The organism is Streptomyces sp. NPDC093065 (assembly GCF_044754585.1).
Lineage (GTDB): Bacteria > Actinomycetota > Actinomycetes > Streptomycetales > Streptomycetaceae > Streptomyces.
The window spans coordinates 251,061-263,601 of the sequence record NZ_JBIVPJ010000001.1; the positions used below are offsets into that span (position 1 = coordinate 251,061).

The 12,541-nt window shown below is 72.5% G+C and carries 9 protein-coding genes; all 9 read left to right on the forward strand.

Going from position 1 to position 12,541, the window contains the following annotated elements; all coding sequences use genetic code 11:
• Window positions 1–28: 28 nt before the first annotated feature.
• The 9 genes from ACIQFU_RS01045 to ACIQFU_RS01085 all read left to right on the forward strand — a co-directional run bounded on the left by ACIQFU_RS01045 (window position 29) and on the right by ACIQFU_RS01085 (window position 12,540).
• Window positions 29–1,366 carry an ABC transporter substrate-binding protein gene (locus ACIQFU_RS01045; protein ID WP_402548018.1) on the forward strand — a complete coding sequence of 446 codons (1,338 nt, stop codon included), beginning with the start codon at window positions 29–31 and terminating at the stop codon, window positions 1,364–1,366.
• Between the two features lie 15 nt (window positions 1,367–1,381).
• Window positions 1,382–2,350 (forward strand): carbohydrate ABC transporter permease, encoded by a 969-nt coding sequence (locus tag ACIQFU_RS01050; protein ID WP_402548469.1) that lies wholly within the window; start codon window positions 1,382–1,384, stop codon window positions 2,348–2,350.
• Window positions 2,347–3,255, forward strand: coding sequence for a carbohydrate ABC transporter permease (locus tag ACIQFU_RS01055; RefSeq protein WP_402548019.1), 909 nt, complete (start codon window positions 2,347–2,349; stop codon window positions 3,253–3,255). The genes ACIQFU_RS01050 and ACIQFU_RS01055 overlap by 4 nt, the downstream gene beginning before the upstream one ends.
• 7 nt (window positions 3,256–3,262) lie before the next feature.
• A complete protein-coding gene (locus ACIQFU_RS01060; RefSeq protein WP_402548021.1) occupies window positions 3,263–4,528 on the forward strand; it encodes a 6-phospho-beta-glucosidase in 1,266 nt (421 codons plus the stop codon).
• Entirely contained in the window at window positions 4,519–5,490 is a 972-nt protein-coding gene (locus ACIQFU_RS01065) for an N-acetylglucosamine kinase (protein WP_402548022.1), read from the forward strand. Before ACIQFU_RS01060 ends, ACIQFU_RS01065 begins: the two co-directional genes overlap by 10 nt.
• Window positions 5,491–5,753: 263 nt before the next feature.
• The gene (locus tag ACIQFU_RS01070) at window positions 5,754–7,211 is read left to right on the forward strand and encodes a hypothetical protein (protein WP_402548024.1); all 1,458 of its coding nucleotides are present in this window, start codon (window positions 5,754–5,756) and stop codon (window positions 7,209–7,211) included.
• Window positions 7,212–7,285: 74 nt separating this feature from the next.
• Window positions 7,286–8,332 carry a glutamate ABC transporter substrate-binding protein gene (locus ACIQFU_RS01075; RefSeq protein WP_402548025.1) on the forward strand — a complete coding sequence of 349 codons (1,047 nt, stop codon included), beginning with the start codon at window positions 7,286–7,288 and terminating at the stop codon, window positions 8,330–8,332.
• A 74-nt stretch (window positions 8,333–8,406) separates the two neighbouring features.
• Window positions 8,407–9,744: a hypothetical protein gene (locus ACIQFU_RS01080; protein ID WP_402548026.1), complete on the forward strand. Its 1,338-nt coding sequence runs from the start codon at window positions 8,407–8,409 to the stop codon at window positions 9,742–9,744.
• A 93-nt stretch (window positions 9,745–9,837) separates the two neighbouring features.
• Window positions 9,838–12,540: a tetratricopeptide repeat protein gene (locus ACIQFU_RS01085; protein ID WP_402548028.1), complete on the forward strand. Its 2,703-nt coding sequence runs from the start codon at window positions 9,838–9,840 to the stop codon at window positions 12,538–12,540.
• Window position 12,541: the final 1 nt, after the last annotated feature.

Below are 12,541 nucleotides of genomic sequence, written 5' to 3' on the forward strand. Positions count from 1 at the left end.
ACCTCACCCTGACCCTGGGAGCTTCGCCATGCCCGGAATATCCAGGAAAGCGGCCTTCGCGGTCGCCGCCTCCGCCTCCCTCACCCTGCTCGCCACCGCCTGTACCGGCCAGGCGGAATCCGGCGCCTCCGACGACCCGGACGCCGAGACGACCATCACCTTCTGGCACGGCTGGAGCGCACCCGCCGAGGTGAAGGCCGTCCAGGCCAACGTGGACCGGTTCGAGAAGGCGCACCCCAACATCAAGGTGAAGGTCGTCGGCAACATCAACGATGACAAGCTCAACCAGGCGCTGCGCGCGGGCGGTTCGAGCGGCCCCGACGTGGTGTCCTCGTTCACCACCTCCAACATCGGCAAGTTCTGCTCCTCGGGCGCCTTCCTCGACCTCAAGCCGTTCGTCGAGAAGTCGAAGCTCGACCTGGACGCCCTCATCCCGAAGCCGATGCTGGACTACACGCAGTTCGACGGGACACGCTGCGCCCTGCCCCTGCTCGGCGACGCCTACGGCCTGTACTACAACAAGGACGCCTTCGAGGCGGCCGGCATCGAGGCCCCGCCGAAGACCTGGTCGGAGTTCGCCCGGGTGGCGAAGAAGCTGACGAAGACCAAGGGCGACGGGTACGAGCAGCTCGGCTTCATGCCGAACTACCACGGCTACGAGACCGTCGTCGACCACTACATGTCCCAGTGGGACCACGCCTACTTCGGCGAGGACGGCAAGTCCAGCGTCGCCGAGGACCCGGCGTTCGCCGAGATGTTCACGTACCAGAAGAAGCTCGTCGACGACCTCGGCGGCTTCGCGAAGCTGGAGAAGTACCGCAACACCTTCGGCGACGAGTGGGGCGCCAAGCACCCCTTCCAGACCGGCCAGGTGGCCATGCAGCTCGACGGCGAGTGGCGGCTCGGCATGGCGAAGGACGCGGGCGTGGACTTCGAGATCGGCACCGCGCCGATGCCCGTCGCCGACGACGAGGTGGACGAGTACGGCAAGGGCTTCCTGTCCGGCACCGTCATGGGCATCGCCCCGCAGAGCAAGAAGCAGAACGCGGCGTGGGAGCTGGTGAAGTACATGACGACCGACACCGAGGCCGTCGTCTCCTTCGCCAACGCCATCCGCAACGTGCCCTCCACCTTCCCGGCGCTCAAGTCGCCCGACCTGAAGACCGACCCGGCGTTCAAGACCTTCCTGGACATCGCCCAGCACCCCGAGTCGAACTCCCCGCCGGCCTCCGTCAACGGCGCCACCTACCAGCTGACCCTCCAGGACTTCGGCTACCAGTACGAGTCGGGCAAGGTGAAGGACCTCAAGGCGGGGCTGGAGAAGACCGCCGAGCAGATCGACCGCGACATCGAGCAGACGAAGTAGCGGTCCATGACGTCCATGACATCCGTGACGGCATCCTCGGCCGCCACCAACACGCTGCGCGCCAAGCGCCGCCGCTCGGCGCTGCGCACGGTGGCCTTCATGTCCCCGTGGCTCGTCGGGTTCGGCGTCTTCTTCGCCTACCCCCTGGTGTCCACCGTGTACTTCTCGCTGATGAAGTACGACGGCTTCGGCGTCCCGGAGTTCCGGGGCCTGGACAACTGGGCGTACGTCTTCCAGGACTACCCGCTGTTCTGGCCGGCCCTGCGCAACACCCTCTGGCTGGTCCTGGTGATGGTGACCTGCCGGGTGGTGTTCGGGCTCGGGGTCGGGCTGCTCATCACGAAGATCAAGTCGGGCGCCGGGGTCTTCCGGACCCTCTTCTACCTGCCCTACCTCGCCCCGCCCGTCGCCGCGACGCTGGCCTTCGTCTTCCTCCTCAACCCCGGTACGGGGCCGGTCAACTCGGTGCTGGAGGGCCTCGGCGTACCGGCGCCCGGCTGGTTCACGGACGCCGCCTGGTCCAAGCCGGCGCTGACCGCGCTCGCCGTGTGGGGCGTGGGCGACCTCATGGTCATCTTCATGGCCGCGCTGCTCGACGTGCCGAAGGAGCAGTACGAGGCCGCCGAGCTGGACGGGGCGTCGGCCTGGCAGCGGTTCCGGTTCGTGACGCTGCCGAACATCTCGCCGATCGTGCTGTTCGCCGTGGTCACGGGCGTGATCCAGACCATGCAGTACTACACGCAGCCGCTGGTCGCCGGGAAGGTCGCCTCCGGGATCATCGGCGGCTCCGGGCAGTCCTTCGAGCCCGGCTATCCCGACAAGTCGACCCTCACCCTCCCCCAGCTCGTCTACAACCTCGGCTTCCAGCGCTTCGACTACGGCTCCGCCTGCGTGGTCGCGCTCGTGCTGTTCGCACTGGCGATGGCGTTCACCGCGCTGCTGATGCGCCGCCGGGGCGGTCTGATCCAGGCAGGTGACCGATGACCCAGGTATCGACGGCCCAGGTGCTGGAGCGGCCCGCGGCGGCCGGTGGTCCGCCGTCCACGGAGGAACGCACCGCCCGTCGCCGCGTCCTGCTGGAGTGGATCGCCGTCCACTCCCTGGGCGTGGCCGCCGCCCTCTTCTTCACGCTGCCGTTCGTCTTCGTGGTGCTCACCTCGCTGATGAGCGACCAGCAGACCCTCACCCGGGACCTGTGGCCGCACACCTGGGAATGGGGCAACTACCGCGCGGTCCTGGACACGCCCGGCTTCCTCACCTGGTGGAAGAACACGCTGCTCTACGCGGGCCTCGGCACCGCGCTGACGGTGGCGTCGTCGATCCCGGTGGCGTACGCGCTGGCCAAGTTCCGCTTCCGGGGCCGGCATCTGTCGCTGATGCTGGTGATCTCGATGATGATGCTGCCCCCGCAGGTGATCATCATCCCGATGTACCTGTTCTGGGCGAAGCAGCTGGACCTGTCCGGCACCCTGTGGCCGCTGATCATCCCGATGGCCTTCGGCGACGCCTTCTCCATCTTCCTGCTGCGGCAGTTCCTGCTGACCATCCCGGACGAGTACCTGGACGCGGCGAAGGTGGACGGCTGCGGGGAGCTGCGCACCCTGCTGAAGGTCGTCCTGCCGATGGCGAAGCCGGGCATCGCGGCCGTGGCGCTCTTCCAGTTCTTCTACGCCTGGAACGACTACTTCGGGCCCCAGATCTACGCCTCCGAGAACCCCGGCGCCTGGACGCTCTCCTACGGCCTGGAGTCCTTCAAGGGCGCCCACCACACCGACTGGAACCTCACCATGGCCGCCACCGTGCTGGTCATGGCCCCCGTGATCCTCGTGTTCTTCTTCGCGCAGAAGGCGTTCGTCGAGGGCGTCACACTGACCGGAGTAAAGGGTTGATGACTTCATGAAACTCACCGTGGTCGGCGGCGGTTCGACCTACACGCCCGAACTGATCGACGGCTTCGCCCGGTTGCGTGACACGCTGCCGGTGGAGGAGCTGGTCCTGGTGGATCCGGCCGCGGACCGGCTGGAGTTGGTCGGGGGCCTCGCCCGCCGCATCTTCGCCAGGCAGGACCACAGTGGCCGGGTGGTCACCACCTCCGACCTGGACGCGGCCGTCGACGGCGCCGACGCGGTCCTGCTCCAGTTGCGCGTCGGCGGTCAGGCGGCCAGGCAGCAGGACGAGACCTGGCCCCTGGAGTGCGGCTGCGTCGGCCAGGAGACGACCGGCGCGGGCGGGCTCGCCAAGGCGCTGCGCACGGTGCCGGTGGTGCTGGACATCGCCGAGCGGGTGCGCCGGGCCAACCCGGACGCCTGGATCATCGACTTCACCAACCCGGTCGGCATCGTCACCCGCGCCCTGCTCCGGGCCGGGCACCGGGCGGTCGGGCTGTGCAACGTGGCGATCGGACTGCAACGCAAGTTCGCCGCGCTGCTCGGGGTGGCACCCGCCGACGTCCACCTGGACCACGTCGGCCTCAACCACCTCACCTGGGAGACCGCCGTACGGCTCGGCGGCCCCGAGGGCGAGGACGCGCTGCCCCGCCTGCTGGCCGAGCACGGGGAGAAGGTCGCCGCCGACCTGCGCCTGCCCCGGCCGCTCCTGGACCGCCTGGGCGTCGTCCCGTCCTACTACCTGCGCTACTACTACGCCCACGACGAGGTCGTCGACGAGCTGCGCACCAAGCCGTCCCGGGCCGCCGAGGTGGCGGAGATGGAACGGCAGCTGCTGCAGATGTACGGCGACCCGGCCCTGGACGAGAAGCCCGAGCTGCTCGCCAAGCGCGGCGGCGCCTACTACTCCGAGGCCGCCGTGGACCTCGCCGCCGCCCTGCTCGGCGGCGCGGGCTCCCCGTACCAGGTGGTGAACACCTACAACCGTGGCACGCTGCCCTTCCTCCCCGACGACGCGGTGATCGAGGTGCCGGCCGCGGTGGGCGGCAAGGGGGCCTCCCCGCTGCCGGTGGCGGACGTGGACCCGCTGTACGCGGGGCTCATGGCGAACGTGACCGCGTACGAGGACCTGGCCCTGGACGCGGCCCTGCGCGGCGGCCGGGACCGGGTTTTCCGGGCACTGCTCGCCCACCCGCTCGTGGGCCAGTACGCGTACGCCGAGCAGCTCACCGACCGGCTGATCGCACACAACCGGGAGCACCTGGCGTGGGCCTGACCGCAAGCGTCCTCGCCGTCGACGCGGGCAACAGCAAGACCGACGTGGCCGTGGTGGCGGCCGACGGCGAGGTCCTCGCCACGGCGCGGGGCGGGGCCTTCCGGCCGCCCGCCGTGGGTGTCGAACGGGCCGTGGACGCCCTGGCGGAGGCGGTGACGCGGGCCTTCGACGCGGCCGGCGTCACCTCCGTCGGCCACGTGTCGGCCTGCCTGGCCAACGCCGACCTGCCGGTGGAGGAGGAGCAGCTGGCCGCCGCGCTGCACGCGCGCGCGTGGGGTGCGGGCGTCGAGGTACGCAACGACACGTTCGCGATCCTGCGGGCCGGTGTCGCCGAGCCGCTGGGCGTCGCCGTCGTGTGCGGGGCCGGCGTCAACTGCGTCGGCATGCGCCCCGACGGGCGCACCGCCCGGTTCCCGGCCATCGGCCGCATCTCCGGGGACTGGGGCGGCGGCTGGGGGCTGGCCGAGGAGGCGCTGTGGCACGCCGCGCGCGCGGAGGACGGCCGCGGCGGGCCGACCGAGCTGGCCCGGACCCTGCCGGCGCATTTCGGCCTCGACTCGATGTACGCCCTGATAGAGGCCCTGCACCTGCGGCGGATCGAGCCGGTACGGCGGCACGAGCTGACCCCCGTGCTGTTCGCCACGGCGGCCGGGGGCGACCCGCTCGCCAGGTCGGTCGTGGACCGGCAGGCCGACGAGGTGGTGGCCATGGCCGCGGTCGCGCTGACCCGCCTGGACCTGCTGGACGAACCGGCGCCGGTCCTGCTCGGCGGCAGCGTGCTGGCGGCCCGGCATCCGCGGCTCGACGACCGGATACGGGAACTGCTGGCGGCCCACGCCCCCAAGGCGGTGCCCCGCGTGGTGACGGCCCCGCCCGTGCTGGGCGCGGTGCTGCTGGGGCTCGACCACGTGGGCGCGGCGGCCGGAGCCGGTGAACGGGTCCGGAAGCACTTCGCCGCCTGAGCAGCCTGAGCCGCCGAAGCCGCCGAAGCCGTCTGCGACGATCTGCGCCGACTGCGCCACCCGCGTCATCCGCATCACCGGCATCACCCGCCGCGTGGGCGACCGGGAACCGGTACGGGGAACCGAACCGGTTCCCGTGGCGTATTCATGGGCAGGGGTGGTGCGTTGCACCGGGATGGCATCAAGATCGGGTGAAGCCCGGTGCGAATGCCGGTGCGGGCAGCGATACTTGCGGCGACGGATGACCATGGGGGAGGTCAGCAGTGACTCAACCGCCGAAGGGCAGCGCGGCGGCGCCGCCCGGCACGGGTGTGCCCGGCCCGCCCGCCGTACCGCCGCGTGCCGCACCGGTGCCGGGACAGCGGTCGGGCGGTACGCCCTCCGCTCCCCCGCCGCCCCCGGCCCGGCGTCGCACCGCCTTCGCCGAGGGCGTGGACCGGCTGCGCGCGGCCGCGGTCACCGAGCCGGGGCGGCTGCGCATCATCGGCGCGCTGCTCGCCGTACTCGTGATCGCCTTCGGTGCCGTCACCGCCTGGCAGATGAACGAGCGGACCGCGGCCGCCGACGACGTGCTGACCCGCAGCCAGCCGCTCAGCTCCGCCGCGGCCGACATCTACCGCTCCCTCGCCGAGGCCAACACCGCGGCCTCCAGCGGTTTCCTGGCCGGCGGGCAGGAGACGGAGGACTCCCGCACGCGTTACGACCACGGGATCCGCGCGGCCGCCGAGGGGCTCGTGACGGCCGCCGCCAACTCCGAGCCCAAGTCCCCGGCGGCGAAGACCATCGCCGAACTCAACCGGCTGCTGCCCGAGTACAAGGGCCTGGTCGAGCGCGCCCGCACCTACAACCGGCAGGGCTTCCCGGTCGGCGGCGCCTACCTGCGCTACGCCAACGAGAAGATGCAGAAGGAGATGCTCCCGGCGGCGGAGGACCTCTACACCAAGGAGAACGAGCGGCTGAGCGCCGACTACGGCGACGCCAAGCCCTACCCCTGGGCGGCGATCGCCCTCGGCGTCGTCCTGCTCGGCGCGCTGGCCTGGGCCCAGCACCGCCACTACCGGCGCACCAACCGCGTCCTGAACCACGGCCTGGTCGCCGCGACCGCCGCCTCCGCGATCGTGCTGCTCTGGCTGGTCGTCGGCCACGGCGTCGCCCGCTCGAACCTGACCGACTCCTACGAACACGGCGTGCGCTCCCTGAACGCGCTGAACGAGGCCCGCATCGCCTCCCTCAAGGCCCGGGGCAACGAGAACCTGACCCTGGTCTCCCGCGGTGCGGAGACCACCAAGGTGGACGGCGAGACGTACGACTCCTACGACCTGGCCTTCAACAAGAACATGGACGCCCTCGGCACGGCACTGGCCGAGGCGGGCCGGCTCGCCGACGACGAGACCGGCGAACAGCCGGTGGGCACGGCGAGCGGCGACATGACGGAGTGGAAGAAGCGCCACACCTCGGCCCGTGAGCAGGACGAGAACGGCAACTACCAGCAGGCGCTGGACCTGGTGATCGGCGGCGACGGCGCCACGGTGGAGTGCTTCGACGGCGTCGACGCCGCGCTGGCCACCGCCCTGAAGCACGAGAAGGCGGAGTTCGAGCAGGCGGCGGGCGACGGTCTGGACGCGATGGGCTACCTGCCGCAGGGTGCCGGTGTGCTCGCCGCCCTCGGTGCGGCCGGGGCGCTCGTCGGCATCGGCCGCAGGCTGTCGGAGTACCGGTGAGGCGGGCCGCGCACCCGGCGGGCCGGCGGGAAGGGGTGCCCGTGGAGGCAGTGCCCGGGAAAGGGGGCGCGAGGATGCGTGCGCGACGGTTGCGGACCGGCCTGGAGGGCTGGGGCGGTGTGGGGGCGATGGCCCTCGCCTGCGCCCTCGCGGTACTGGCGGCCCTGCTCCTGCCGGTGGTCCACTCGCACGGCGGGGACGACGACGGCACGGCCGGCGGCGGCCAGGGTGTCGCCCACGGCAGCCGGGCGCGGGCCGCCGAGGAGTGCAAGGCCCCGGAGAAGCAGACCCTCGCCCCCTCCGGCGACGACGGGCCGACCGTCGACGAGATCCGCGCCCGCGAGGGCGAGAAGCGCAAGCTGATCGTCGGCGTCGACCAGAACAGCTACCGCTGGGGCTACCGCGACCCGAACAGCGGCGGCGACGCCGAGCTGGAGGGCTTCGACATCGACCTGGCGCACCGGATCGCGAAGGACGTCCTCGGCGACGAGGACGCCGTGCAGTTCAAGGCGATCCCCACCGACCAGCGCGTCCCCGCCATCCAGGACGGCCGGGTCGACATGGTCGTCCGCACGATGACCATCAACTGCGACCGGCTGAAGGACGTCGCGTTCTCCGCCCCCTACTTCCAGACCGGCCAGCAGGTACTGGCGCCCAAGTCCTCGGAGATCACCGGGTACGACGGCACCCTGGCCGGCAAGGAGATCTGCACGGCGGCGGGTTCGACGGCGCTGAGCACGCTGGAGCAGGACCGGACGGACGGCAAGCTGCCCGAGGGCGTCGACCTGCGCACCACGGTGCCCAACCAACTCGACTGCCTGGTGAGGCTCCAGCTGGGCGAGGTCGACGCGGTGGTCACCGACGGCGCCCTCGCCGCCAGCCAGGCCGCACAGGACCCGACGGTCGAACTGAAGGGCGACGCCTTCACCACCGAGTACTACGGCGTGGCGATGAAGAAGGACGCCGACGATCTGGTACGCCGGGTCAACCAGGTCCTGGAGCAGTGGCGCGCGGACCGGGCAAAGGGGTGGCAGCACTCGTACGACCGGTGGCTGTCGGAGACCATGGACGACGCGGCGAAGTCGCTGCCGCCGACCCCGCAGTACCTGCGCGAGAGCTGACCGACGGCCGCGGCGCAGGCCAGGAGAGAACACACGCACGGCACACGCAAGTCCGCTACGGCGAGAGGTGATCGATGGGCGACACGGGACCCACCGGGCCGGTGATGGACCGGGACGAGGTGGACCGTGCGCTGGCGCGGCTCGGCGCCGAGCACGAGGCGATCGAGACCTCGCTCCTCGCCCTCCAGGACCACGCGGGCCGCAGACTCCTCGAAGGCGCCGAGCTGACCGGCGTCACCGCCGGACGCTGGGCGGCCACGGAGGCGTCGATCACGCTGCTGTGGACCTACTTCGACGCGTACTCGGGCACGCTGCGCACCGCGCGGGAGATCCGTTCCCGGCGCCGCTGGTCCAGCCGCGAGGACCTGGCGGAGCTGACGGAGCTGCTGCGCGGCGAGGCCGTCACGGTGGCCGGCTCGGCCGCCGCCACCGCCAACGCGCCCACCCCGAACGGGGGTCCGGGCCGGCTCAGCGAGCGGTACACGTTGGTGGCGCTGGTGGACCGGATGAACCATCTCTACGCGACCTCCCTGGACATGGTGGTCGCCGCCGACGCCGTGTGGTCGGCCCTGCCCGCCCGGATCGATTTACTCGCCGCCGAACTGCAGCGCACCCGCAAGCTGGCGCACTCGGTCGGCGTGCGCCCCGGCGAGCACCCGTCCGGGGACGACCTGGAGCGGATCACCCGCACCCTGACGCGGCTGCGCGAGCAGGTGGTCTCCGACCCGCTGGCCTTCTGGACGCCCGCGCAGGGTAGTTCGGCACCGGGCGGCGGCCGGCCCGACACCACGGTGTACGACCGGGAGGCGCTGGCGCTGGAGGAGGTGCGCCGGGAGATCGACGCGGTGCTGGCCGTGCGCCAGGACGCCGAGCAGCGGATCGTGCGGCTGCGGGACGTGCTCTCCCGCGCGGACCGCACGCTGGCCGAGGCCCGCACCGCGCGCGGCGAGGTGCTGGCGAAGATCGCCGCGACGGAGGTGCCGGTGGTCGGCGGACCGCCGATCGTGCTCCAGGAGCAGCTGGCGGCTGCCGCCGAGTACCGCAGACACGCCCAGTGGCACCGCCTGTCGCCGCTCCTGGAGTCCCTGGAGGAGAAGGCGGAGGACGAACTGCTGCGGGCCCGCGAGTCGTTGACGGCGGTCACGGCACCGCTCGCGGTCCGTGCCGAGCTGCGCGGCCGGCTGGACGCTTACAAGGCGAAGATGGCCCGGCTGGGGCACGCAGAGGACCCGGAGCTGGCCGAGAAGTACGAGCGGGCGCGCCGCATGCTGTGGAGCGCGCCCTGCGACCTGCGCGTCGCCGAGCAGGCCGTGCTGCGCTACCAGTACGCGGCGGCCGAACTGCTCGGCACCACCGCACCGCGCGTACCCGGCCAGGGCGGACAGGTCGACCGGACGGGACCCGGCGCATGAGCGATCACCGGCGCACGGGCGGGAACCGGCGCGCGACCGGCGGCTCCCCCGCGAGCGGCACCCGCGAGGGAGCGAGAAGGGGGAGGCAGCGGCATGAGTGAGGCAGGGCGGACGTGTCAGCGTCCCGGCTGCGGCGGGACCTACGAGGACATGGGCGGCGGCGAGCTGTACTGCGACACCTGCGGTCTCGCGCCGGTCGTCGGGTCGGGCGGCGCGCTCGGCTCGGTCCCCACGGGCGTCACCGGGGGCGGCGGCCGGGGCTCGCGCGGGTCGTCGGGCAGCGGCGGTTCCCGCTCCAGCGCCCGCAGTTCCCGCACGTCCTCGCAGTCGTCGAAGTCTCGGCGTTCCGTGTCGGGGCGGCTCTCGCGAGCCGTGTCGGGCCGTTCCACGGGGCGTTCGGTGTCCGTGCGCAGCTCGGGTTCGGGTGCCGGGTCCACCGGTCGCGGGCGCCTGGGCGTGGGTCTCGTGGAGGTGCCGGCGGTGCCGCGGCCCGACCCGCGCGAGATGGTCATGGACCACCCGGAGGTGCCCGAGCGCAAGCGGTTCTGCTCGCGCTCGGACTGCGGGGCGCCGGTCGGGCGCGCGCGCGGCGAGCGGCCGGGACGTACGGAGGGCTTCTGCACCAAGTGCGGCCACCCGTACTCGTTCGTGCCGAAGCTGAAGGCCGGGGACGTGGTGCACGGCCAGTACGAGGTGGTGGGCTGCCTCGCGCACGGCGGCCTCGGCTGGATCTACCTCGCGGTGGACAAGGCCGTGTCCGACCGCTGGGTGGTCCTCAAGGGCCTGCTGGACACGGGCGACCAGGACGCGATGGCGGCGGCGATCTCCGAGCGGCGCTTCCTCGCCGAGATCGAGCACGCCAACATCGTGCGGATCTACAACTTCGTCGAGCACCTCGACCAGCGCACCGGCTCCCTCGACGGCTACATCGTCATGGAGTACGTCGGCGGCAAGTCGCTCAAGGAGATCGCCAACGCCCGGCGCTCCCCGGACGGCAGACGGGACCCGCTGCCGGTCGAGCAGGCCTGCGCGTACGGCATCGAGGCGCTGGAGGCGCTCGGCCACCTGCACAGCCGCAAGCTGCTGTACTGCGACTTCAAGGTCGACAACGCCATCCAGACCGAGGACCAGCTCAAGCTCATAGACATGGGCGCGGTCCGCCGCATGGACGACGACGAGTCGGCCATCTACGGCACGGTGGGCTACCAGGCCCCCGAGGTCGCCGACGTCGGCCCGTCGGTGGCCTCCGACCTGTACACCGTGGGCCGCACCCTGGCCGTGCTGACCTTCGACTTCCAGGGTTACACCACGGTCTACGCGGACTCCCTGCCGGACCCCGACAACATCGACGTCTTCCGGCGCTACGAGTCGTTCTACCGGCTGCTGGTGCGGGCCACCGACCCGGACCCGGCCCGCAGGTTCGCCTCCGCGCAGGAGATGGCGGAGCAGCTGACGGGTGTACTGCGCGAGGTGGTCTCGCTCCAGACGGGCCGTGCCAGGCCCGCCGTCTCCACGCTGTTCGGGCCCGAGGTGCGGGTGACGGACACGGAGCTGTTCCCGCGCCTCGACGGCGACGTGTCGCGGCTGGGGGCCAGGGCGGTGCGTACGCGGGGACGGGGACGCCGGGGCGGCTCCGCCGCGGTGCCGCCGGGCGGTGCGGGAGCCGCGTCCGCGCTGCCGGGCGGGGCCGGTCCTGCCGTGGGCGCGCCGGGCGGGACCGTCGCGCACGCCCCGCCGGCCGGCGCCGGTGCCCTGCCCGCGGGCGCGACGACGGGTGCGCCGCGTGGCGCGAGCGCGGCGCTGCCGGGTGCCGTGAGCAGCGTCGGCGGTCTCGACGTCGGGACCTCCGGCCTGGTCGAGCCGGCCGACGCGCCCACCGCCACGCTGGCGCTGCCGGTCCCCCGGGTCGACGCCGGTGACCCCAACGCGGGTTTCCTGGCGGGCCTGATGGCGTCCGCGCCGGCCGAGCTGCTGACGGCGCTGGCCGCCGCACCGGCGCCGTCGGCCGAGACGCGGCTGCGGCAGATCCGGGCCCTGCTGGAGAACGGCGACGCGCCCGCCGCGCTGGAGGTCCTCGGGGACCTGGAGGGCGAACGCCCCGACGACTGGCGGGTGGTCTGGTACCGCGGTCTCGCCGCACTGGTGACCGGCGCCCACGAGGACGCCGCGCTGGCCTTCGACGCGGTCTACGACGCCTTCCCCGGCGAGATCGCGCCCAAGCTCGCGCTCGCCCTGTGCGCGGAGGTGCTGGGGCAGTTGGACAACGCCGCCGAGTACTACTGGCTGGTGTGGGCCTCCGACCCGAGCCATGTCAGCGCGGCGTTCGGGCTGGCCCGGGTCCAGCTGGCCGGCGGCGACCGGGCCGGTGCCGTACGGACGCTGGAGTCGGTGCCGGAGTCGTCGGTCCACTGCACCGGAGCGCGCGTGGCGGCCGTGCGGGCGAGGCTGCGGCGGCGCACCGCGGCCGCGGGCGACCTGGAGTTCCTGGACGATCTGATCGCCGCCGCGCGGCAGGTCGAGGCACTGGACGTGTACGGTCTGGATCCGGCGCGGCGCGAGCAGCTGTCGGTCGAGGTCCTCGGTTGCGCGCTGGACTGGGTACTCTCCGGAGGTCGGGGTTCCGTCCCTCCCGCCGCCGGGGGACGGACGCTGCTCGGCAGCGGCCTGGACGAACGCGGCCTGCGTTTCGGCCTGGAGCGTTCGTACCGCACGCTGGCACGGCTGGCTCGGGGCGGCGAGGAGAGGATCGACCTGGTGGAACGTGCCAATCGTTACCGCCCCCGGACGTGGGTGTAGT

Excerpts from the sequence above, each read along its gene's own strand:
- ACIQFU_RS01045 (WP_402548018.1), top strand. The coding sequence starts at position 29 with ATGCCCGGAATATCCAGGAAAGCGGCCTTCGCGGTCGCCGCCTCCGCC.
- ACIQFU_RS01075 (WP_402548025.1), top strand. The coding sequence starts at position 7,286 with ATGCGTGCGCGACGGTTGCGGACCGGCCTGGAGGGCTGGGGCGGTGTG.
- ACIQFU_RS01085 (WP_402548028.1), top strand. The coding sequence starts at position 9,838 with ATGAGTGAGGCAGGGCGGACGTGTCAGCGTCCCGGCTGCGGCGGGACC.
- ACIQFU_RS01080 (WP_402548026.1), top strand. The coding sequence starts at position 8,407 with ATGGGCGACACGGGACCCACCGGGCCGGTGATGGACCGGGACGAGGTG.
- ACIQFU_RS01060 (WP_402548021.1), top strand. The coding sequence starts at position 3,263 with ATGAAACTCACCGTGGTCGGCGGCGGTTCGACCTACACGCCCGAACTG.
- ACIQFU_RS01055 (WP_402548019.1), top strand. The coding sequence starts at position 2,347 with ATGACCCAGGTATCGACGGCCCAGGTGCTGGAGCGGCCCGCGGCGGCC.
- ACIQFU_RS01050 (WP_402548469.1), top strand. The coding sequence starts at position 1,382 with ATGACATCCGTGACGGCATCCTCGGCCGCCACCAACACGCTGCGCGCC.